Origin of the sequence: Rhodococcus sp. 1163 (assembly GCF_002091985.1) — a bacterium.
Classification (GTDB): domain Bacteria; phylum Actinomycetota; class Actinomycetes; order Mycobacteriales; family Mycobacteriaceae; genus Rhodococcoides.
Window position 1 is genome coordinate 72,105 of record NZ_MKKX01000038.1, and the last position, 21,321, is coordinate 93,425.

Genomic DNA, 21,321 nt, shown 5'->3' on the forward strand with positions numbered 1-21,321 from the left:
CCGTAGTCCACCGGCGCGACATACATCAGGAAAAGGTTGGTGGCATTGATGGCCGGCACAGCACGCACTCTGGCAGAGAAGGTATGGGACCAGCACGTCGTCGTTCGAGGCGGCGGCGAAGGGGGCTCCCGGGAACCCGATCTCATCTTCATCGATCTCCACCTCGTTCACGAGGTGACGAGTCCGCAAGCGTTCGACGGTCTTCGTCTGGCCGACCGCCCGCTGCGTCGACCGGATCTCACCATCGCAACCGAGGATCACAACGTCCCGACGGCCGATATCTTTGCGCCGATCGCGGATCTCGTCTCGCGCACCCAGGTCGACACTCTTCGTAGGAACTGTGAAGAATTCGGAGTTCGCCTGTACCCCATGGGCGATCTCGATCAAGGAATCGTGCACATCATCGGACCTCAACTCGGTCTGACGCAGCCGGGTATGACAGTTGTCTGCGGAGACAGTCATACCTCTACCCACGGTGCATTCGGGGCGATAGCGATGGGAATCGGAACCAGCGAGGTCGAGCATGTGATGGCCACTCAGACTCTGTCGCTGAGGCCGTTCAAGACGATGGCGATAACCGTGGACGGAGAATTGGCGCCCGGGGTGACGAGTAAGGATTTGATTCTGGCCGTCATCGCCAAGATTGGGACGGGTGGCGGGCAGGGATACATACTCGAATACCGCGGCGAAGCCATTCGAAACCTTTCGATGGAAGCTCGAATGACCATCTGCAACATGTCGATCGAGGCAGGTGCGCGTGCCGGGATGATCGCACCCGACGAGATCACGTACGAGTACATCAAAGGCCGGCCGCATGCCCCGCAGGGAAGCGACTGGGACGCCGCTGTTTCGGCGTGGGAGGAACTCGCAACGGACGCGGACGCAGTCTTCGACAACGAAGTTCACATCGATGCTTCCAGTCTGACTCCGTTCGTCACGTGGGGTACGAACCCCGGTCAGGGTGCGCCACTGGCAGATCGGGTGCCGAACCCGGCCGACATGACCGACGAGGGAGAAAAGCTCTCGGCCGAGAAGGCGTTGGCGTACATGGGTCTCGAAGCGGGGACGCCACTTCGAGAGGTGTCGATCGACACAGTGTTCGTCGGTTCGTGCACGAACGGACGAATCGAAGATCTGCGTGCCGTCGCGGGAGTCCTGGAAGGGCGGACGGTGGCGAAGGGGGTGCGCATGCTGGTGGTGCCCGGATCGATGCGGGTTCGCGCCCAGGCCGAAAAGGAAGGTCTCGGCGACATCTTCACTGCCGCAGGAGCCGAGTGGCGCCAAGCGGGATGTTCGATGTGCCTGGGAATGAACCCCGATCAATTGGCTGTAGGGGAGCGATCGGCGTCGACTTCCAATCGAAATTTCGAGGGTCGGCAAGGCAAAGGCAGCCGTACGCACCTTGTCTCGCCATTGGTCGCGGCCGCCACCGCGGTCAGAGGGACACTGTCGTCCCCTGCCGATCTTGATTAGTTCTTTCGCTCGAGCCGCCTGATCGTTCGTCAAACGTAGGAGATTTTTCGATGGAAGCCTTTATCCGCCACCAAGGAATCGGCGTGCCTCTGCGCCGTTCGAACGTCGACACCGACCAGATCATTCCTGCGGAGTACCTGAAGCGGGTGACGCGCACCGGTTTCGAAGACGGACTCTTCGCAGCATGGCGTAACGACCCGGAATTCATTCTCAATGTGAGCCCTTACGACCGAGGCTCGGTTCTGGTTGCCGGCCCCGACTTCGGAACTGGATCTTCCCGCGAGCATGCAGTGTGGGCGCTATCGGACTTCGGATTTCGGGTCGTCATCGCATCTCGTTTCGCCGACATCTTTCGTGGGAACGCTGGAAAGGCGGGGCTTCTCGCGGCAGAAGTCGAGCAGAGCGACGTCGAATTGATCTGGAAAGTCCTCGAGGAACAGCCCGGTCTGGAAATTCTTGTCGACCTCGAATCGAAGACCATAACGGCCGGAACCTTGGTGGTGCGCTTTGCCATTGACGACTACACGAGATGGCGTCTGCTGGAAGGTCTGGACGACATCGGACTGACATTACGCCAGGTAGAGGCGATCTCCGAGTACGAAAAGTCAAGGCCTTCATGGAAACCTGCGACGCTTCCGGCACGTATCGAGGAACCTTTGGAAGGGTGACGAGGGAGCGCTCCGACACGCTGTGTGGCCCTGTCACATTGCGCGACACGTGATGAGAAATGGCGTGGCGCATAGACTCTTGACGACTTGGGGTTTACCGTTGTAGTAGTCGGTCCGACGATGGACCACAATATTGCGGAGGAATTCCATGAACAAGGCAGAGCTGATTGACGCCCTGACCGAGAAGTTGGGGTCGGATAGGCGGAGCGCCACAGAGGCTGTCGAGAACATCGTCGACACCATCGTGCGTGCGGTCCATCGCGGCGAGAGCGTAACCATCACTGGTTTCGGCGTCTTCGAGCAGCGTCGTCGTGCGGCGCGTGTCGCCCGCAACCCGCGCACCGGTGAGACGGTTCGGGTAAAGCCGACCAATGTCCCCGCATTCCGTCCGGGCGCTCAGTTCAAGGCAGTGATCGCCGGCGGACAGAAGCTTCCCGCAACCGGACCCGCAGTAAAGCGTGGATCCGCTTCGGCGCCAGTCAAGAAGACTGCTGCAGCGAAGAAGACGGCCGCCAAGAAGGCCGCAGTCAAGACCACGGCACGCAAGACCACTGCCGCGGCCAAGAAGGCTGCACCGGTCAAGACCGTCGCAAAGAAGACAGCGCCGGCCAAGACCGTCGCGAAGAAGGCAGCTCCCGCCAAGACGGTGGCACGTAAGACAGTGGCCAAGAAGGCTCCCGCGAAGGCGCCTGTCAAGAAGGCCACGACCACTGCGGCAGCGAAGAAGGCTCCGGCCAAGACTGCAGCGAAGAAGGCTCCGGCCACTGCTGCAGCGAAGAAGGCTCCGGCCAAGACTGCAGCGAAGAAGACCGCGGCAAAGAAGGCCCCGGCAAAGCGCGCAGCTCGCAAGTAGTTCGTCGATTCAGTAATCGACGAACGGACAGAGAGCAGGGCCCAAGCAGATACTGCCTGGGCCCTGTTTTCGTGTGTGAGGATCTACTGGTTCAATCCCCGGCCGGAATCACCGGCAATGGACTGGCAAGGTGGTCTGCTGCAATCAACCGACCACCGTGGAGTGAAAGTACCCAGACGCTGCCCTTGCGGTTCCGGTTCGGCGGGAGTTTCACGCCGTCCTCATCGGCCCACGACTGCAACAGATCCGGGATGACTTTCCCCTGGCTGCAAATTGCTCGGACACCACCCGCCGACGCGATCGCACGTGCACGCTCGCGCGCACCCGCGGGATCCTCCCAGTAGCCTTCCTCGGAGAGGAGCGGCTCCAAGGTGATCTCTTCGCCGAGCCGATCGGCCAAAGGTTGCACTGTTTGAACACAACGTCGCCTGTCGGCGGAGTGGACGCCGTCGGCTCCGAATGCCAAGAGCTGAGCGACCAGTGCGTCGGCCTGAGATTGTCCGACCTTGTCCAGCGGCCGCAACGTGTCGTCGCCTTTGTATCGTGAGCGTCGCCCGGCGCGCCCATGTCTGACGAGAAGGACGGTGTCGGTGTCGGGCGGCTTCTCGAGAAATCTACGGAGGATCTTCCGATCCATCGGGTACGACAACTCCTCCGATGCCTCGGTCGGTGAGACCCAGCGGAGCTCGTCGACTTCGTCGTTCGGTTCGAACTTGCCGTCGTATGCTTCTGCCGCCCAGTAGTCGACCTTCTTTATCCGTCTATGCCCGGGAACGGGATACGTGACCTTCGACAGGTATCGCCCGAAGCGTGCGGCGAACCCGGTCTCCTCCTCGACCTCTCGGACGGCCGCCACCACCGCAGTCTCTCCTGGATCGATCTTCCCTTTCGGAAAAGACCAGTCGTCGTACTTCGGCCGGTGAACGAGTGCGACGCTGATCTCTCCGTTCACGCTCTGAGATTTTTGCCACAGAACCGCCCCGGCGGCAAAGATGTTGGCAGGCAGTGGCGTGCTGCGGTTTGCCATTACGAAGCCTGGTTTCGACGACTACGCATCAATTCCTGTTGGTGTTCACGGACCTTCTCGCCATGGGCGGGGGACGCTGCCCAGCCTCCGTCCGCTCTCAGTTCCCAGCAACGAGTCGTCGGATCCAAAGCAGACTCGAAAATTTCGTCCAGCTGATGAGTGAGGCGTGGATCCTTCACCTGCGCCATGACTTCGACTCTACGGTCGAGATTTCGGTGCATCATGTCCGCGCTTCCGATCCAGAACTCATCGGCACCCCGAAAATTCAGTACACGCGAGTGCTCGAGGAATCTACCGAGAATGGAACGTACTTCGATGTTCTCACTCAGGCCGGGTACACCCGGCTTCAGTGCGCAGATTCCGCGTACGACGACCTGAACCGAGACACCGGCCGCCGATGCGCGATAGAGCGCATCGATCACTTGCTCGTCGACGAGGGCGTTGGCCTTGAGCCGAATTCCCGCCTCGCCGCCCGCCAGCTTGCGCTCGATCTCGCCTTCGATACGTTCCACGATGCCCCGGCGCACCCCGTAGGGAGCTACGAGGAGGTTGCGATAACTGGTCTTTCGCGAGTACCCCGTCAAAGAGTTGAACAGATCCGTGAGATCGGCGCCGATCTCGGGCGAGGAGGTCAACAAGCCCACGTCCTCGTAGATTCGAGCGGTCTTCGGGTTGTAGTTGCCGGTTCCGATGTGGCAGTACCGTCTGATCACAGAGCCTTCGCGGCGAACCACCAAGCACGTCTTGCAGTGCGTTTTCAGTCCTACGAGTCCATAGACGACATGGACCCCTGCCTTTTCGAGCTTGCGCGCCCATTCGATGTTGGCTTGCTCATCGAATCTTGCCTTGATCTCCACGAGTGCCACCACCTGCTTGCCCGCACCTGCGGCATCGACGAGAGCGTTGACGATGGGGGAGTCGCCGGACGTTCGATACAGAGTTTGCTTGATGGCGAGAACCTGGGGGTCGGCCGCAGCTTGCTCGATGAAGCGCTGAATGCTGGTGGAGAAAGAGTCGTAGGGGTGATGTACCAGTACGTCCCCGTCGCGAAGGGTGGAGAAGACACTTTTGGGAGTTTCACGTTCCCCGAATGCCGGATGCGTTGCAGGTACGAAAGGCGCATCCTTAAGGTTCGGCCGGTCCACGCCGTACACCTGCCACAGGCATGAGAGGTCGAGCAAGCCGGGCACCTGAATCACGTCACCGGGGTCGACATCCAACTCTCGCAGCAGCAATTCGAGCATGTGCTCGGTCATGTCGTCTGCGATCTCGAGTCGAACGGGAGAGCCGAATCTGCGACGCGCGAGTTCGCGCTCCAATGCTTGGAGGAGATCCTCGTCTCGATCTTCCTCTACCTCGAAGTCGGCGTTGCGAGTGATGCGGAAGGCGTGGCTTTCCACTACGTCCATACCAGGGAACAGCACATCGAGATGTGCGGAGATCACTTCCTCCATCGACAGAAACGCATCGATGCGATGGCTGCCGTCGCCGCGTCGTACTCGGACGAAACGATCGACGTTGTCCGGCACCTTGACGCGTGCGAAGTGCTCACCCGAGGTGGCGTAGTCCTTCACTGTCACAGCAAGATTGAGGCTCAACCCGCTGATGTAGGGGAACGGGTGAGCCGGGTCGACGGCGAGCGGGGTGAGGACCGGAAACACTTGTTCGTGGAAATAACCGGACAGACGCTCCCTCTCATCCGCATCGAGATCGGACCAGCGGATGATCGCGATGCCCTCGGAAGTCAGCTCGGGGAGTATGGCGTCGAGGAGGACGCGAGCATGGCGGTGTGCAAGCTGTTGAGTGCGCTCACCGATCAGAGCCAATTGTTCACGCGGTGTGAGACCGTCCGCGGAGCGGACCGACAACCCTGTCTCGTCGCGGCGCTTCAGGCCTGCCACTCGCACCATGTAGAACTCGTCCAAATTGGACGCGAAGATGGCGAGGAACTTCGCTCGCTCCAGAAGCGGTAGAGATGAATCCTCCGCGAGAGCGAGGACGCGGGAGTTGAAGTCGAGCCAGCTCAATTCCCGGTTCAGGTACCGGTTCTCGGGCAGTGCGTCCGCGGCGTCCAGAGAATCGAGCGCAGTAGTCGCAGGAAGCGACGTCGGATTACCTGGCGTCGGGTTCGTCGGCGGTGCACTCGACTGCACTGTGTCGGTGCTGCCGTCCGACTCTGACGATCCGGCGGCGGCGGCTGGTCCTTCACTGTTGCTCACCGTCCGATCATCCCCCATTCGGGTGGACTGTGAAACTCGGATCGGTGAATTGTCCGGGTCTACTTGGTCGGCGATACCTCACCAACCGAGCGAGTGCAGCACTTCCGTCGTTTTGCGACCCACACCCAGTTCGAAAGCGAGCCGAACGTCGGAGATCGTATCGACGTCCAGACGCAGTCCTGGCCAGTGGCCGTCGAGGTCGAGCGCACCGGAATCCTGATGACGTTGCGCCGATGCCGGGCCGAACAGCGGGTCGAAACGACCCGAACTGCCCTTGAGGATCAACGCTGCTGTGCCGGTTCCATGATGGTCGCTGACTATGGATCGGCCATTCGGTCGAGCACGCGCGTACGCCTGCGCCAATTCCTCGCTGCGCAGTGCGGGCAAATCGGCTTGGAGTGCAACGATGTCGAGTCCATCCTGCGCCCGGATTGCCGATGCAGCAGTGGAGAACGCAGAGTTGAGCCGTGTGGACGAGTCCTCCGAAGGATCGCTCGACGGCTCCCGCGCAACGCGCGCGCCCATGCTTTCGGCGATCTTTGCGACCGCGGGATCGGGAGTGACCACCGTGATCCCGACGACCGAGTCGACGGCCCGAGCGGCCTCGGCCGTATCGCGAAGCATCGCCACGACGAGCCGTGCACGATCGGCAGCGGTGAACGAGTCGGCCAACCGAGACTTGGCGCTAACCAGGTCCCTGACGGCAATCACCACGTGCGCTCTTCCCATGACGGTCCATTCTGTCAGCGACTCGAGTATCAGTGGAGTTCGGCCTCGGCAACGCCTCGGACAGATACTGTGGTCCGGCGTGGTCCACATGATTTCTTGGCAACCAAAGAAGGTGGCGTTCGATGACCAAAGCAGCGGTACTCGGTTCTGGATCGTGGGGAACCGCATTCGCGAAGGTGCTCGCGGACGCAGGCACCGACGTCACGATGTGGGCCAGACGTCCGGAGTTGGCCGAGTCGATCAACGATAGTCACGAGAACACGGACTATCTTGCGGGAATCACACTGCCGTCTTCGATCTCGGCGACGAGTGATCCAGGCCGTGCACTGGACGGTGCGGATATCGTCGTTCTCGCCGTACCGTCACAGTCGCTTCGGGACAACCTCGCCGTGTGGACCGACTCGATTCCAGCCGATGCAACCTTGCTCAGCCTCGCCAAGGGGATCGAGACCGGGACATTGCTACGTATGAGTCAGGTCATCAGTCAGGTGACCGGAGCCGATCCGAGCCGAATCGCAGCGTTGTCCGGCCCGAATCTCGCTCGGCCCATCGCCGAGGGACAGCCGGCCGCCACGGTTATTGCATGCTCGGACTCCAGACGTGCTCTAGAGGTTCAAAAGTCCTGTGCCACTGGATATTTCAGGCCGTACACTAATTCGGACGTCATCGGGGTCGAGATCGGTGGTGCGTGCAAGAACGTGATCGCGTTGGCGTGCGGCATGGCCAGCGGAGTCGGGTACGGCGAAAACACGCTCGCCTCGATCATGACTCGTGGTCTCGCCGAGATCATCAGGCTCGGTTCGGCGCTCGGGGCGAAACCCGCCACCCTTGCAGGCTTGGCAGGCGTCGGTGATCTGGTGGCGACCTGTTCGTCATCGCTGTCACGAAATCGATCCTTCGGGGAACGGCTGGGCGTCGGTGGGTCGATGGAGAGTGCCCAGGCGGCAGCGAACGGTCAGGTCGCCGAAGGCGTCAAGTCGTGCACCTCGGTGCGGGCTCTGGCGGAGAGTTACGACGTCGAGATGCCGTTGACCGACGCGGTGCACCGCGTGTGCCACAGCGGACTGTCGGTCCCTGATGCAGTGGGTCATCTGCTCGGCCGTCGGATCAAGCCCGAGTAGCGTCGGCGGGCCACGTCTAGGCCCCTCTTCGGGGTGACGGTACGGTTTCGCCGTGAGCAATCCTCGTACCAGAGTCGCCCTGATCTTCGGTGGTCGGAGCAACGAGCACGCCGTTTCCTGCGTATCCGCAGGTAGCGTGCTCGACAACATCGACCGTGAACGATACGACGTGATTCCCATCGGTATCACCACCGATGGTGCATGGGTTCTCGGTGCCACCGACGTCGACGAACTTGCCATCCACGGACGGTCCCTGCCGTCGGTGGACAAGAACGGTACGGCTCTGGCGTTGACAGCGGACCCCACCCGGCGCGGCGCCATCATCGGTCTGGGTGACGAGGACGCAGGAAAGATCTTGGCGTCGGTGGACGTCGTGTTTCCCATTCTGCACGGCCCGTACGGCGAGGATGGCACGCTGCAGGGTCTCCTCGAGCTCGCCACCATTCCCTACGTCGGGCCTGGAGTCTTCGCCAGCGCCGCAGGCATGGACAAGGAGTTCACCAAGAAGCTTCTGGCATCGGAGGGGTTGCCGGTCGGCAAGCAGATCGTGCTCAGACGAGGCACCGACGCACTGACGGCCGACCAACAGGAGTCGCTGGGCCTGCCCGCGTTCGTCAAGCCGGCGCGTGGGGGATCGTCGATCGGTATCACGAGAATCGTCGCATGGGACCAGCTTCCGGCAGCGGTGGCAGAGGCTCGCCGACATGATCCGAAGGTGATCGTGGAGGCCGCAATTCACGGACGTGAAGTCGAGTGCGGAGTCCTCGAGTTTCCGGATGGATCCATCCGAGCAAGCGTAGTGGCGGAGATCAGAATGCCCGACGCCCTAGCCGACGATCACACGTTCTACGACTTCGACAGCAAGTATCTGGACAACGTGTGTGAATTCGACGTTCCGGCACTTCTGACCGAGGACATCAGCGCATCCATCCGGGCTGCAGCAGTCGACGCATTCCGTGCCTTGGACTGCCAAGGTCTGGCCCGCGTCGACTTCTTCGTCACAGATGACGGACCGGTGATCAACGAGATCAACACGATGCCGGGATTCACCTCGATCTCGATGTTCCCGAAGATGTGGAACGCAACCGGCGTCGATTATGGAACGCTGATCGACACCCTCATCCAGACCGCACTCGCGCGCGGCACCGGGTTGAGATAGTTCGGTTACCTACCGAAGTGGGGCTGGATCGAGAGGTGTCTGCGCGAGTGAGTCCGAAATCGCAGTAGAGGCATCTTGCAGCGGCGTGGGTCCGGACCCGTTCGGCACGGTCAGCGCCACGTACACCGGGCGATCTACTGCAAACCACGTGCTCGCCTCGATGCCCGAGTCGGCGCCGGAGACTTCGAACCACTGAACGCCGTTGATCACCTGTAAAGGCGCTGCGACATCGAATCCGTCGGGGCGGTTCAGGCCGCACCGCAAGACCACGGGCTCGGATGTGTCGTCGTCGAGCGCCCAGGCTCGGGTTGCGAGCGGTGCCGGATCGGCGAGCTCGACGGTCGCATAGTCGCCGAGTGATGCTGGTAAGGCATCGACGAGTGCGCTGCAGTCGGCACTGTCTGCAGCAGGAGCGTCGACCGGCCCAAGGGCCTCGGGTGCCCGCGTCGAGGTTCCGGATATCGATACCGCAGCCACGATGAACCCGACCATCAGGGCAACGGGAAGTGCGATCGCGGTCGCGATTACCGCGGGATGGCGCTTGTCGGGCGCGGGCTCGGGGGTGGGCTCGGGCGCGTGATCGTCGGTATTCATCGTCCTCGGTGTCATCAGGAGTCGTTGTCGGACATTCGACAGCTCAGCCTACTGGTGATCGGCCCGTCCGAAATCCGCCACCGTGACACCCAGGTAGTGTCGCGGTGGTTTCTCGCGCGCGTCGAAAGTAGTCGGGTCTCTGCTCGGCCGCAGCTGAGAGGTACCGCAGGGTCGGCGGCAAGCCTGCCGCACCAGATGTAGGAGGAAGATCATCGACGACGAAGATCGTGTCGAAGTCCGGCAGCGAACCGTTGCCGAGATCGGCGAATTCGCGGTTATCGAACGCGCCACTCGCGGGCGCGTGCAGACCGCGGACTCGATCCTGGGTCCGGGCGACGACGCTGCCGTTGTCGCCGCACCGGATGGCAGGGTCGTCGTGACCACGGATATGTTGGTGCAGGGCAGGCACTTTCGTCTGGACTGGTCCAGCCCGGTCGATATCGGCCGGAAGGCAATCGCACAGAACGGTGCGGACATCGCTGCGATGGGAGCGCGGTGCACCGGATTTCTCGTTGCTCTGGGGTGCCCGGCCGACACGTCCATCGACGTCACAGATGGCGTGACCGAAGGGCTGTGGCGGGAGGCGAGCCGAGCAGGCGCCGGAATCGTCGGTGGTGACCTCGTGCAGAGTGACAGCTTGGTGATTTCGATCACCGCGCTCGGTGACCTCGGCGGAAGATCTCCAATCCTGCGGTCCGGGGCGGAATCGGGCAACGTCGTTGCCGTCAGCGGACGGTTGGGGTGGTCAGCAGGCGGTCTCGCTGTGCTTCTCGCGGGATCGACGCGGCATCGCAGCCTCGTGGAATTCCATCGCGCTCCGCAACCCGACTATCTTCAGGGGATCTCCGCCGCGGTCGGTGGTGCGACATCTTTGACCGATGTGTCCGACGGGTTGATCGCCGATCTCGGCCATATCGCCCAGGCATCCTCGGTCGCCATCGATCTCCACAGTGAATCGATCACCCTGGACGAGGAGATCGTCGACGCCGCACACGATCTCGGGTCATCCGCGCTCGACTGGGCTCTCAACGGTGGAGAGGATCACTCGTTCGTAGGCACCTTCCCGGCGGATGCCTCGCTCCCCGCCGGGTGGATTCGGATCGGCTGGGTCCGCGAGGGTGCCGGGGTCACCGTCGACGGTCGGAAGTTCTCGGGCGGGAACGGGTGGTCGAGTTTCTCGACCTGACAGTCGAGGGTCGACTGCGCTGCCGTCGGCGGCTTCACCTGGGTCGGCCAAGTTTTTTGGACCTGTAAGTTGCAGGACATGGCAATCTACGCGCTCGGCGACCGTGAACCGCAGATACATCCCGACGCCTACGTGCATCCTGACGCTGTGATCATCGGAGCTGTGACACTGGCCGCAGGCTCGTCTGTCTGGCCGGGAGCAGTCCTTCGCGGTGACTACGGAACTATTTCGGTCGGCTCTCACACCAATGTGCAGGACGGAACGGTCTTGCACTGCACGCCGATCCATCCGACCGTCATCGGATCGAACTGCGTCCTCGGACACAACGCTCATGTGGAAGGGGCAATTATCGGTGACGATTGCCTGATCGCTTCCGGCTCGGTGGTCCTCAACGGCTCGACGATCGGTGCTGGTTCGATCGTCGGCGCCGGCGCGGTGGTTCCGTTCGGATTCGTAGTTCCAGAGCGACGGATGGCTCTGGGGGTACCCGCGAAAGTCCGCGAGGGATACGAGGTTCCGCTCGGTCACCTCGACATCAACGTGAAAATGTATGCGGCCAATGCCACCTACTACCGCGACTCGCTTCGGCGGTTGGACGTATGAGCGGTAGGACACTCACCGACATCGTCGAAAGCGGTTGGGCCACAGCGCTTGCACCGGTGGAGGACCGGATCTCGGCAATGGGGGACTTTCTTCGAAACGAAATCACCGAGGGACGCACCTATTTACCGTCCGGTGAGAACGTGCTGCGCGCGTTCACAAGGCCTTTCGCCAACGTCCGTGTTCTCGTCGTCGGCCAGGATCCGTACCCGACACTCGGCCACGCTGTCGGACTGAGCTTCTCGGTTGCTCCCGACGTTCGCCCCGTCCCGCGGAGCCTCGCCAACATCTTCAAGGAGTATTCGAACGATCTCGGATTTCCGACGCCATCGAGCGGAGACCTGACGCCATGGGCGGATCAGGGGGTTCTCCTCCTCAACAGAGTCCTCACCGTCGAACCAGGGGTCGCCGCGTCGCACCGCAAGAAGGGGTGGGAAGCGGTGACCGAGCAGGCGATTCGAGCACTCGTAGCGCGCGAGGAAGCAGAAAGGCCGTCGGGACTCGTCGCTATCTTGTGGGGTCGCGACGCGGCCACACTCAAACCCATGCTGGGACGGACTCCCATCATCGAGTCCGTGCATCCTTCACCGTTGTCGGCATCGCGAGGATTCTTCGGCACCAAGCCGTTCAGTCGCACCAATGAGCTACTGATCGCCGGCGGATACGAGCCTATCGACTGGCGGCTTTCCTGACTGTGTGCGAGTCAGGAAAAATCGGGTCGACGCTTCTCGACGAAAGCATCGACACCTTCGCGGCCTGTGTGTCCAACCGCCGCCGCGGAGATCGACACGGCCTCGGCCTCCAATTGCTCGGCCAGAGTCCGGTGCTCCGAGTGCGCCAGCAACTCTTTCGCGCCGCGGTAAGCCGATGTCGGCCCGGCGGCGAACGTTCGAGCCAACCGCTCGGCCTCGCTCACGATGATGTCGTCGCCGACGAGCCGGCTCAGTAATCCGAGTCGCACGGCCTCTTCGCCGTTGAGGATCGAGTCGTTCAGGAGAATGTCACGCGCTCTGACCGAGCCCACGATGCGCGGCAAAGTCCAGGTCATCCCGCCATCCGGGGTGAAACCGATTCCTGGGTAAGCCGGACGCATCTTGGTTGCCCGCCCGCCGATGGCGACATCGGCGTGACAGACCAAACTCATCCCGGCACCTGCTGCCCATCCGTGCACACCGGCGACGACGGGAACTGTCGTGGCCGCCAGTTCCAGGACGAAGGCATGGAAGCCGTCGGCCACGGCGCGGACGTAACTTCCGCGATCGTCCGCTGAAGCGAAAGCTCGCACGTTGCCGCCCGCGCAGAAATTGGGGCCGGTACCGACGAGAAGAACGCATCCGTCGCGAAGATCACCTGCGTTCACCGACCGAAGTGCCGCAGCCCCTTCGGTCATGGCATCGCCACTGAGCGAGGTGCCTGCAGCATCGGTCGACACGATGATCTTCAGGACGCCGTCAACCAGTTCGACATGATTCGTGCTTTCGAAGTTCGTCACAATCGCACTGTATCCGGCCGCATCGGTCGGCATCGACGGTGCCCTGACGATCGAGAAGCGATCGCGAGGACATTCTTGCTGAACTGCCGTGGCAGACAAGACAACTATGGCCTCACTGCTCCGAGAGCAGTGAGGCCATAGTCGAGTCTCGTGGGCGAAAGTCAGCCCCGAACCACCTTGCCTGCCTTGAGGCAGGACGTGCAGACGTTCATACGCTTGTTGTTGCCGGGGGCAACCTGTGCATGAACGGTCTGGATGTTCGGGTTCCAACGACGGTTGGTCCGTCGGTGCGAGTGCGAGACCGACTTACCGAAGCCGGGCCCTTTGGCGCATACGTCGCAGACGGCAGCCATAGTCGCGAACTCCTTGATAGATGATTGATCATTAACGTGCGGGCGATTGCTCCGAATAACTTCAGCAGACAGTACGCCGAACCACACCGGGCAACCCTGCAAGAATAGCGGGCGTAGCGGGAATTAACCAAACCGCGTCCAGACTCCACGTCGTGAGAGACGCTCGACGGAGTGCCGACCAGTGCCTGCAGTAGCTCGAGTCTAGGCTGACTCGTCGAAAGATGCTGGGTCATGGAAGGTCGGTGGCGCAGCCGAAACGAATGTGGGTTCTTTCAGCGAGAACTGGGGGCGAACAGGTGGTTGACGTGGTCGAGCACGGTGAGAAGTCCATGGCCGTCGGCAGTCCCATGTCCCCGCCCATGTCCTCTCTGGGGGTCGAGGGCATTCGGCTGTGGGCCTATAGATGTGTCGACGGCCTCACTGCTCGGTGCGACGAGATCAACGAACTGAATGTCTTCCCGATCGCGGACTCCGATACCGGGACCAATCTCGTGTTCACCATTCGTGCAGCGGTGGAGTCGATGCGGACCGCAGGCGCGGACGCCGATATCGCTGCCGTTTCGGCAGCGCTGGCACAAGGCTCCATAGCCGGTGCGCGGGGGAATTCCGGGGTGATCGTGTCTCAATTGCTGCGTGCCGTTGCAGAGGTTGCGGCCGACGGTGAGTTCGATGGAGCCGCGCTCACCCGTGCACTGGTTCGGGCGGCCGACCTCGTCGTCGACGTCGTGAGCGTTCCGGTGGACGGGACGATCGTCAGCGTGCTCGACAGTTCGGCACGCGCGGTCGCAAACCTCGATCAGCCGTGCGATATCGCAGCAGTGGCGCGCTGCGCGGCCGAATCGGCAGCCGTGGCACTCGACCGCACGCGCCACCAACTGCCGGCTCTTCGAGCAGCAGGGGTCGTCGATGCAGGCGCACTCGGTCTTCTCGTGATGCTCGACGCGCTCTGCGGTGTCGTGACCGGAAGCGAGCCGCCGCCGAGACAGCGCTACCACCGGCAAGTGACGACCGAGACCAGTCGCGCCGTGATGCCGAGATCGAACAATCGCCTCGATTCGGTGCAGGTGGGAGAGGCGATCGTCGGATACGAGGTCCTCTATCAGCTTTCCGATATCGACGACGACGCTGCGATCGAGTTGCGGCGAGCGCTGACAGAGATCGGTGATTCGGTGGTCGTCGCCGGTGACGGCAACGGTTCGTGGTCCGCTCATGTTCACACGGCCAATGCTGGTCTGGCCGTCGATATAGGCATAGGTGCCGGGCGGATACACGGTGTGCGCATTGCAGCCTTCGGTACAGGGGAGGGCTGTGGCACGGCGGCTTCGACTCCGGACGACGGTGGGGAAGTCATCGGTCGAGAGATATTGGCGGTGGTCGCAGGTGAGGGTGCCGAGCAGCTGTACCTCGCCGAGGGCGCACACGTACTTCGTTGCGACACAACAGAGATAGGACCCACACAGTTGTGCGCGGCGATCGTCGGATCCAGGCACACGGAGGTCCTCGTTCTGCCGAACGGGGCATTGTCCGCCCAGGAGTTGGTGGCCGTCAGCGTCGCTTCACGCAACGCCGGCAAGGACGTTTTGATGCTTCCGTCGTCGTCGATGGTTCAAGGCCTGGCGGCACTCGCCGTCCACGACCCGACCAAAGAGGGAGTGGACGACGCATTCACGATGTCCGAAGCGGCGGCCGGGACCCGGTGGGCTTCGGTCCGAATCGCCGAGGGACGCGCCTTGACGTGGGTCGGGACATGTGAACCCGGTGACGGCCTCGGTTTGGTCGGGCGGGAAGTGGTGGTTATCGGGTCCGACGCGATCACGGCCGGATGTAGCCTGCTCGATCAATTGTTGTCGGCGGGTGGTGAGATGGTGACCATGCTGCTGGGGGAGTCCGCAGATGCCGAATTCGGTCAGCGGTTGGCCGCGTACGTCGCCGAGCATCATCCCGTCGTGGAGTTCGTCACCTATCGCGGAGGGCAGCCAGGAGACATGGCTCAACTCGGCGTGGAATGAGAACTTCGCACGAGAACCGGATCGAGAAGGTAAGGACGACAAGCGAGAATGGTGGCACTCTCGGATCGGCTCGACGGGGTCCTCGGCGACAAGGTGGCCGGGCCCTTGGAAGAATTGTTCGCGCTCGAGACCGTCGAGGATCTCTTGCGGTACTACCCACACCGTTACATGACGCAGGGCGCCGAACTGAGCGAAAAGGAACCGCCGGAGGGCGAGCACATCACCATCGTCGCGACGATCGCATCGGCAACGTTGCGAACGATGAAGGCGCGCAAAGGGCAGTTTCTTGCAGTCTCTCTCGCCGCGGAAGACCAGCAGATCGATGCGACGTTCTTCAGCCCCCACAAACTCAAGCATGTCCTCACCCCGGGAAGACGCGGAATGTTCTCGGGCAAGGTCAAGTATTTCGGCAGGCGATGGAATCTGACCCACCCGAGTTACGTGATTCTCGGCGGGGACGAGGATGACGGTGCGGTGCTCACCCAAGGTCGAGTCGTGGGTGGTGGATCTTTGGCAGGTTTGGCGCGTGGCTCGCTCGATTCGTCCGGCAGTGTCGACATGTCGGTGTTCGAGCGCACATTCGTTCCGATCTATCCCGCGGCGAAGGACGTGGAGAGTTGGACGTTCATGCGCTGCGTCCGTCAAGTTCTAGACCAGTTGGACACCGTCGAGGACCCACTTCCGCCGGAGGTGCGTTCGGAGCGGGGTCTGGTGGACCTCGACACCGCACTGCGTTGGATCCACTTTCCGGAATCAGCAGAAGAAAAGGACCAGGCCCGAGCCCGTCTGAAGTTCGATGAAGCACTCGCAGTGCAGCTCGTTTTGGCAGCACGCAGACAGGATGCGTCGAGCAGGATTGCGCCCGAATGTGCGCCACGTGTGGACGGGATTGCGGCGGAGTTCGAGCGTCGACTTCCGTTCACGTTGACTGCAGGGCAGTTGACGGTGGCGGCGGAAATCTCTGCTGACTTGTCTCAGGGACATCCGATGTCGCGATTGCTACAGGGTGAAGTGGGATCGGGTAAGACAGTGGTTGCCCTGCGGGCAATGCTGCAGGTGATCGATTCAGGTCATCAATGTGCCCTGTTGGCCCCCACCGAGGTCCTGGCGTCGCAGCACGCACGATCCATCTCGGCGATGCTGGGCTCGTTGGCGGCTGCCGGCGAACTCGGATCCCACGAGCTCGCCACCAAGGTCGCACTGCTGACCGGTTCCATGTCGACGGCGGCCAAGCGGACAGCGCTGCTGGATGCAATTACCGGAGACGCCGGAATCGTGATCGGGACGCACGCGCTCATCCAAGATCGTGTCGAGTTCATGGACCTCGGCATGGTCGTCATCGACGAACAGCACAGGTTCGGCGTAGAACAGCGGGATGCGCTCAGATCCAAGGCGCGAAACAACAGAAGTCCCCACCTGCTCGTGATGACGGCAACGCCGATTCCGCGGACCATCGCCATGGCCTCTCTGGGTGATCTCGAGACGTCCGTTCTGGCCGAGCTCCCGCGCGGACGCGCACCGATCAAGACCAGCGTGGTTCCGGCATCGCAGAAGCCGAGTTGGGTCGATCGTGCGTGGGAACGTATTCGTGAGGAAGTCGGCGCGGGCCGACAGGCGTACGTCGTCTGCTCTCGGATCGGTGACGACGACGCGGAGGGTACTGGGAAGCGTCCGCGAACACGTGCAGCCGGCCCCGACGACGATCGCGCACTTCACGAGACCAAATCTGCCCTCGAGATGTACGACATGCTCACCGGTGGCCCGTTCGCCGATCTCCGTGTCGGAATGCTGCACGGCCGGATGCCCGCGGAGGAGAAGGACGCCTCGATGCAGGACTTCACAGCAGGCGAGATCGATGTGTTGGTGTGCACGACTGTGGTCGAGGTCGGCGTCGACGTACCGAATGCCACGGTCATGGTGATCGTCGACGCAGATCGGTTCGGAATCAGCCAGTTACATCAGTTACGGGGTCGCATCGGCCGTGGCGGTCACCAGGGTCTGTGCATCATGATCAGCCAACTCAGTCCGATGGGTGCTTCGTTCTCGCGTTTGACAGCGGTGGCTGCGACCAATGACGGATTCGAGTTGGCCAAGCTCGATCTGACTACGCGCCGAGAGGGCGATGTGCTCGGTGCAGCACAATCGGGGACCGTGACCAGCCTTCGCCTGCTCTCACTCATCGACGACGAAGACGTGATCGCCGACGCCCATGCGTGCGCAAGGTCGCTGTTCGAGTCGGATCCGACGATGGCGGATCATCCTGGCGTCGCGTCGATGATGAAATCCGCGTGGCGGTCGGACCGAATCGACTATCTGGAGAAGTCCTGACGGGTCTCTGCACCGTTTAAGACGCCGGAATGTCTCATATCTCGAGATGGCGGACGCTGTTGGTGGACTTGTCGGCGGTAGGTTTAGCGCATGTTCTCCAAAGTGTTGGTTGCCAATCGTGGCGAGATTGCTATCCGTGCATTTCGCGCGTCGTACGAGTTGGGTGCCGCTACTGTGGCTGTCTTCCCGTTCGAGGACCGCAATTCGGTTCACCGGACGAAGGCGGACGAGGCGTACGAGATCGGGGAGAAGGGCCATCCCGTCCGTGCCTATCTGTCGGTGAAGGAAATCGTCGCTGCAGCACAGCGCAGCGGTGCCGATGCGGTGTATCCGGGGTATGGGTTCCTGTCGGAAAATCCTGATCTCGCTGCTGCGTGCGCGGCGGCGGGCATCACGTTCGTCGGGCCTTCGGCCGAGGTGCTCGAGTTGACGGGCAACAAGGCCCGCGCGATTGCCGCGGCCAAACGCGCTGGTCTCCCGGTCCTGGCCTCGTCCGAGCCGTCTTCCGACATCGAAGAATTGGTAGCGGCCTCGGAAACGATGACCTTCCCCTTGTTCGTGAAGGCAGTGGCCGGCGGCGGCGGTAGGGGTATGCGCCGGGTAGCCGAGCCTGCGCAGTTGCGTGAGTCGATCGAAGCGGCGGCGCGTGAGGCGGAGTCGGCGTTCGGTGACGCGACTGTGTTCTTGGAGCAGGCGGTTATCGATCCGCGTCACATCGAGGTGCAGATCCTGGCGGATGGGCAGGGCAACGTGGTGCACCTGTTCGAGCGGGATTGTTCTCTGCAGCGGCGTCATCAGAAGGTTATCGAGATGGCACCTGCGCCGAATCTCCCTGGGGAGCTTCGTGATCGGATGTGCGCCGACGCGGTCGCTTTCGCTAAGGAGATCGGGTACTCGTGCGCGGGCACGGTGGAGTTCCTCCTCGACACTCGGGGCAACCATGTGTTCATCGAGATGAATCCGCGTATCCAGGTGGAGCATACGGTGACCGAAGAGGTCACCGACGTCGATTTGGTACAGGCACAGTTGCGCATTGCCTCGGGGGAGACCCTCGCCGATCTGGGATTGGCCCAAGAGAACATCGTGTTGCGTGGGGCGGCACTGCAATGCCGAATTACCACCGAGGACCCGTCGAACGGTTTCCGACCCGATACCGGCCGTATCACCGCGTACCGCACCCCGGGTGGTGCCGGTGTGCGATTGGACGGCGGCACGACACTCGGTGCCGAAGTCGGCGCCTACTTCGATTCCATGCTCGTCAAGTTGACGTGTCGAGGCAGAGATTTCGATACCGCGATTGCGCGTGCGCGTCGCGCGGTGGCGGAGTTCCGTATTCGCGGCGTAGCAACGAATATCCCTTTTCTGCAGGCAGTTCTGGTCGATCCGGACTTCACTGCGGGGAGAGTGACAACCTCGTTCATCGAGGAACGTCCGCAACTGCTGACCTCGCGTACCTCCGGTGACCGCGGAACGAAGATTCTGACGTATCTGGCGGATGTGACCGTCAACAAGCCGCACGGGGAGCGCCCGTCGCCGGTGTACCCGCACGACAAACTTCCCCACGTCGATTTCTCGGCGCCGATACCCGACGGTAGTAGGCAGCGCCTGTTGGCTTTGGGCCCAGACGGTTTCGCTCGCGATCTGCGCAATCAGAAAGCACTCGCGGTCACCGACACGACATTCCGGGATGCCCATCAGTCGTTGCTCGCAACCAGGGTACGCACGTCCGGGTTGTTGATGGTCGCGCCGTACGTAGCCCGCACGACGCCGGAGTTGCTCTCGATCGAATGTTGGGGTGGCGCGACATACGATGTGGCACTGCGTTTCCTGCACGAGGATCCGTGGGAGCGTCTGGCGGCGTTGCGTGAGGCGGTGCCCAACGTTGCGTTGCAGATGTTGCTACGGGGCCGTAATACGGTGGGTTACACCCCGTATCCGGAGAAAGTGACGCGCAGCTTCGTCGCGGAGGCGACGGACACAGGTATCGACATCTTTCGCATCTTCGATGCGTTGAACAACGTCGACCAGATGCGTCCGGCGATCGACGCGGTCCGTGAGACGGGTACCGCGCTGGCCGAGGTTGCCTTGAGCTATACCGGTGACCTGTCGAATCCGAACGAGACGCTGTACACGCTGGACTACTACCTGAAGCTGGCGGAGCAGATAGTCGACGCGGGTGCCCATGTGCTGGCGATCAAGGACATGGCCGGTTTGCTGCGTGCCCCTGCCGCACGGACGTTGGTGACGGCGTTGCGGAGCAATTTCGATCTTCCGGTGCACGTGCACACCCACGACACTCCCGGTGGTCAGTTGGCGACGTACCTGGCGGCCTGGGAAGCAGGCGCCGATGCCGTCGACGGTGCGAGTGCTTCGATGGCAGGTGCAACTTCGCAGCCCGCGTTGTCTGCGATCGTGGCTGCTGCTGCGCACACCGAGCGAGATACGGGCCTGAATCTGGCCGCAGTATGCGATTTGGAGCCGTACTGGGAGGCGTTGCGGAAAGTATATGCGCCCTTCGAGTCGGGTTTGATGGCTCCGACGGGGCGGGTGTACACCCACGAGATTCCGGGTGGGCAGCTCTCGAATTTGCGTCAGCAGGCGATCGCATTGGGTTTGGGTGACAAGTTCGAGACTGTGGAAGCGAATTACGCTGCTGCGGATCGGATGTTGGGGCGTTTGGTCAAGGTGACGCCCAGCTCGAAGGTGGTCGGCGATCTCGCGCTCGCTTTGGTCGGCGCCGATGCGTCGGCAGAGGAGTTCGCGGAGAATCCCGGAAAGTTCGATATCCCTGATTCGGTGATCGGTTTTCTGCGTGGCGATCTCGGAATGCCTGCGGGCGGATGGCCGGAACCGTTGCGTTCGAAGGCTTTGGAGGGGCGAAGTGAGGGCAAGCCCGAGACCGAGCTGACCGTCGAGGAGGAACGGAGTCTCGATGGGACGTCGGCGACGCGTCGGGAGATGTTGAATCGGTTGCTCTTTCCGGGTCCTAGTGCGGAGTTGGCGGAGCATCGGGAAAAGTACGGCGATACCTCGCGGTTGTCGGCGAATCAGTTTTTCTACGGTTTGCGTCAGGGAGATGAGCATCGTGTTCGGCTCGAGAAGGGCGTGGAGTTGCTGATCGGGCTGGAGGCCATTTCCGATGCCGATGAGCGAGGGATGCGCACGGTGATGTGCATTCTGAACGGTCAGTTGCGTCCGGTGTCGGTGCGTGATCGTTCGATTTCCAGTGAGGCGCCGACGATCGAGAAAGCGGATCGGTCCAATTCCGGTCATGTTCCGGCACCGTTTGCTGGTGTGGTGACGTTGGCAGTAGCCGTGGGCGACGAGATCTCAGCGGGAGAGACGGTTGCCACGATCGAAGCGATGAAGATGGAAGCCGCGATCACGGCATCCAAGGGTGGGAAGGTCAGCCGCCTGGCCATCGGCGGTGTCCAGCAAGTCGAGGGCGGGGATCTGCTCGTCGTGATAGGCAGCGGCGAAGGCACTTCGGTGAACGACTGACGGGGTGTG

17 protein-coding genes are annotated in these 21,321 nt (G+C 62.1%); 11 read left to right on the forward strand and 6 right to left on the reverse strand.

The window, feature by feature from the left end; genetic code table 11:
* The first annotated feature begins 48 nt into the window (after positions 1 to 48).
* The 3 genes from leuC (at position 49) to BJD99_RS18040 (ending at position 2,994) form a co-directional block, all read left to right on the forward strand.
* The gene (leuC, locus tag BJD99_RS18030; protein ID WP_084348934.1) at positions 49 to 1,473 is read left to right on the forward strand and encodes a 3-isopropylmalate dehydratase large subunit; all 1,425 of its coding nucleotides are present in this window, start codon (positions 49 to 51) and stop codon (positions 1,471 to 1,473) included.
* A 50-nt stretch (positions 1,474 to 1,523) separates the two neighbouring features.
* Positions 1,524 to 2,141, forward strand: a complete 618-nt coding sequence (gene leuD / locus BJD99_RS18035; RefSeq protein ID WP_084348563.1) for a 3-isopropylmalate dehydratase small subunit — start codon at positions 1,524 to 1,526, stop codon at positions 2,139 to 2,141.
* 148 nt (positions 2,142 to 2,289) lie between these two features.
* Positions 2,290 to 2,994 (forward strand): HU family DNA-binding protein, encoded by a 705-nt coding sequence (locus tag BJD99_RS18040; RefSeq protein WP_084348564.1) that lies wholly within the window; start codon positions 2,290 to 2,292, stop codon positions 2,992 to 2,994.
* A 91-nt stretch (positions 2,995 to 3,085) separates the two neighbouring features.
* Here the strand turns inward: BJD99_RS18040 and BJD99_RS18045 are convergent, their stop codons facing one another.
* From BJD99_RS18045 to cofC, 3 genes are read right to left on the reverse strand one after another with little or no spacing between them, the layout of a single operon-like run.
* Positions 3,086 to 4,021, reverse strand: coding sequence for a bifunctional NUDIX hydrolase/histidine phosphatase family protein (locus BJD99_RS18045; protein ID WP_084348565.1), 936 nt, complete (start codon positions 4,019 to 4,021; stop codon positions 3,086 to 3,088).
* Complete coding sequence (locus BJD99_RS18050) at positions 4,021 to 6,258, reverse strand: RNA degradosome polyphosphate kinase (RefSeq protein WP_084348566.1); 2,238 nt, start codon at positions 6,256 to 6,258, stop codon at positions 4,021 to 4,023. Before BJD99_RS18050 ends, BJD99_RS18045 begins: the two co-directional genes overlap by 1 nt.
* Before the next feature lie 60 nt (positions 6,259 to 6,318).
* Positions 6,319 to 6,969: a 2-phospho-L-lactate guanylyltransferase gene (gene cofC, locus BJD99_RS18055; RefSeq protein WP_256895912.1), complete on the reverse strand. Its 651-nt coding sequence runs from the start codon at positions 6,967 to 6,969 to the stop codon at positions 6,319 to 6,321.
* Positions 6,970 to 7,091: 122 nt separating this feature from the next.
* Between cofC and BJD99_RS18060 the strand changes: the two genes are divergently transcribed.
* Both BJD99_RS18060 and BJD99_RS18065 read left to right on the forward strand, forming a co-directional pair.
* Positions 7,092 to 8,090, forward strand: a complete 999-nt coding sequence (locus BJD99_RS18060) for an NAD(P)H-dependent glycerol-3-phosphate dehydrogenase (protein ID WP_084348567.1) — start codon at positions 7,092 to 7,094, stop codon at positions 8,088 to 8,090.
* A 52-nt stretch (positions 8,091 to 8,142) separates the two neighbouring features.
* Positions 8,143 to 9,249 carry a D-alanine--D-alanine ligase family protein gene (locus tag BJD99_RS18065; RefSeq protein ID WP_084348568.1) on the forward strand — a complete coding sequence of 369 codons (1,107 nt, stop codon included), beginning with the start codon at positions 8,143 to 8,145 and terminating at the stop codon, positions 9,247 to 9,249.
* Positions 9,250 to 9,258: 9 nt separating this feature from the next.
* Here the strand turns inward: BJD99_RS18065 and BJD99_RS18070 are convergent, their stop codons facing one another.
* Entirely contained in the window at positions 9,259 to 9,858 is a 600-nt protein-coding gene (locus BJD99_RS18070; protein ID WP_373270558.1) for a DUF3515 domain-containing protein, read from the reverse strand.
* Between the two features lie 244 nt (positions 9,859 to 10,102).
* On the opposite strand from BJD99_RS18070, the gene BJD99_RS18075 reads away from it, so the two are divergent.
* From BJD99_RS18075 to BJD99_RS18085, 3 genes are all read left to right on the forward strand, one after another.
* Positions 10,103 to 11,029 carry a thiamine-phosphate kinase gene (locus BJD99_RS18075; protein ID WP_373270568.1) on the forward strand — a complete coding sequence of 309 codons (927 nt, stop codon included), beginning with the start codon at positions 10,103 to 10,105 and terminating at the stop codon, positions 11,027 to 11,029.
* A gap of 78 nt (positions 11,030 to 11,107) precedes the next feature.
* Positions 11,108 to 11,632 (forward strand): gamma carbonic anhydrase family protein, encoded by a 525-nt coding sequence (locus BJD99_RS18080; RefSeq protein ID WP_084348571.1) that lies wholly within the window; start codon positions 11,108 to 11,110, stop codon positions 11,630 to 11,632.
* Positions 11,629 to 12,321 (forward strand): uracil-DNA glycosylase, encoded by a 693-nt coding sequence (locus BJD99_RS18085; protein ID WP_084348572.1) that lies wholly within the window; start codon positions 11,629 to 11,631, stop codon positions 12,319 to 12,321. The genes BJD99_RS18080 and BJD99_RS18085 overlap by 4 nt, the downstream gene beginning before the upstream one ends.
* An 11-nt stretch (positions 12,322 to 12,332) precedes the next feature.
* Here the strand turns inward: BJD99_RS18085 and BJD99_RS18090 are convergent, their stop codons facing one another.
* Positions 12,333 to 13,154: an enoyl-CoA hydratase-related protein gene (locus BJD99_RS18090; RefSeq protein WP_084348573.1), complete on the reverse strand. Its 822-nt coding sequence runs from the start codon at positions 13,152 to 13,154 to the stop codon at positions 12,333 to 12,335.
* Between the two features lie 128 nt (positions 13,155 to 13,282).
* Positions 13,283 to 13,474 carry a 50S ribosomal protein L28 gene (rpmB, locus tag BJD99_RS18095; protein WP_084348574.1) on the reverse strand — a complete coding sequence of 64 codons (192 nt, stop codon included), beginning with the start codon at positions 13,472 to 13,474 and terminating at the stop codon, positions 13,283 to 13,285.
* Positions 13,475 to 13,821: 347 nt separating this feature from the next.
* Between rpmB and BJD99_RS18100 the strand changes: the two genes are divergently transcribed.
* The 3 genes from BJD99_RS18100 to BJD99_RS18110 all read left to right on the forward strand — a co-directional run bounded on the left by BJD99_RS18100 (position 13,822) and on the right by BJD99_RS18110 (position 21,312).
* Entirely contained in the window at positions 13,822 to 15,483 is a 1,662-nt protein-coding gene (locus BJD99_RS18100) for a DAK2 domain-containing protein (protein WP_084348936.1), read from the forward strand.
* Positions 15,484 to 15,531: 48 nt separating this feature from the next.
* Positions 15,532 to 17,811, forward strand: a complete 2,280-nt coding sequence (gene recG / locus BJD99_RS18105) for an ATP-dependent DNA helicase RecG (protein ID WP_084348575.1) — start codon at positions 15,532 to 15,534, stop codon at positions 17,809 to 17,811.
* A gap of 90 nt (positions 17,812 to 17,901) precedes the next feature.
* Positions 17,902 to 21,312: a pyruvate carboxylase gene (locus BJD99_RS18110; protein WP_084348576.1), complete on the forward strand. Its 3,411-nt coding sequence runs from the start codon at positions 17,902 to 17,904 to the stop codon at positions 21,310 to 21,312.
* Positions 21,313 to 21,321: the final 9 nt, after the last annotated feature.

Coding starts and splice junctions, on each gene's coding strand:
- leuC (WP_084348934.1), top strand. CDS start 49: ATGGCCGGCACAGCACGCACTCTGGCAGAGAAGGTATGGGACCAGCAC.
- leuD (WP_084348563.1), top strand. CDS start 1,524: ATGGAAGCCTTTATCCGCCACCAAGGAATCGGCGTGCCTCTGCGCCGT.
- BJD99_RS18040 (WP_084348564.1), top strand. CDS start 2,290: ATGAACAAGGCAGAGCTGATTGACGCCCTGACCGAGAAGTTGGGGTCG.
- BJD99_RS18045 (WP_084348565.1), bottom strand. CDS start 4,021: ATGGCAAACCGCAGCACGCCACTGCCTGCCAACATCTTTGCCGCCGGG.
- BJD99_RS18050 (WP_084348566.1), bottom strand. CDS start 6,258: ATGGGGGATGATCGGACGGTGAGCAACAGTGAAGGACCAGCCGCCGCC.
- cofC (WP_256895912.1), bottom strand. CDS start 6,969: ATGGGAAGAGCGCACGTGGTGATTGCCGTCAGGGACCTGGTTAGCGCC.
- BJD99_RS18060 (WP_084348567.1), top strand. CDS start 7,092: ATGACCAAAGCAGCGGTACTCGGTTCTGGATCGTGGGGAACCGCATTC.
- BJD99_RS18070 (WP_373270558.1), bottom strand. CDS start 9,858: ATGACACCGAGGACGATGAATACCGACGATCACGCGCCCGAGCCCACC.
- BJD99_RS18080 (WP_084348571.1), top strand. CDS start 11,108: ATGGCAATCTACGCGCTCGGCGACCGTGAACCGCAGATACATCCCGAC.
- BJD99_RS18085 (WP_084348572.1), top strand. CDS start 11,629: ATGAGCGGTAGGACACTCACCGACATCGTCGAAAGCGGTTGGGCCACA.
- BJD99_RS18090 (WP_084348573.1), bottom strand. CDS start 13,154: ATGCCGACCGATGCGGCCGGATACAGTGCGATTGTGACGAACTTCGAA.
- rpmB (WP_084348574.1), bottom strand. CDS start 13,474: ATGGCTGCCGTCTGCGACGTATGCGCCAAAGGGCCCGGCTTCGGTAAG.
- BJD99_RS18100 (WP_084348936.1), top strand. CDS start 13,822: ATGTCCCCGCCCATGTCCTCTCTGGGGGTCGAGGGCATTCGGCTGTGG.
- recG (WP_084348575.1), top strand. CDS start 15,532: ATGGTGGCACTCTCGGATCGGCTCGACGGGGTCCTCGGCGACAAGGTG.
- BJD99_RS18110 (WP_084348576.1), top strand. CDS start 17,902: ATGTTCTCCAAAGTGTTGGTTGCCAATCGTGGCGAGATTGCTATCCGT.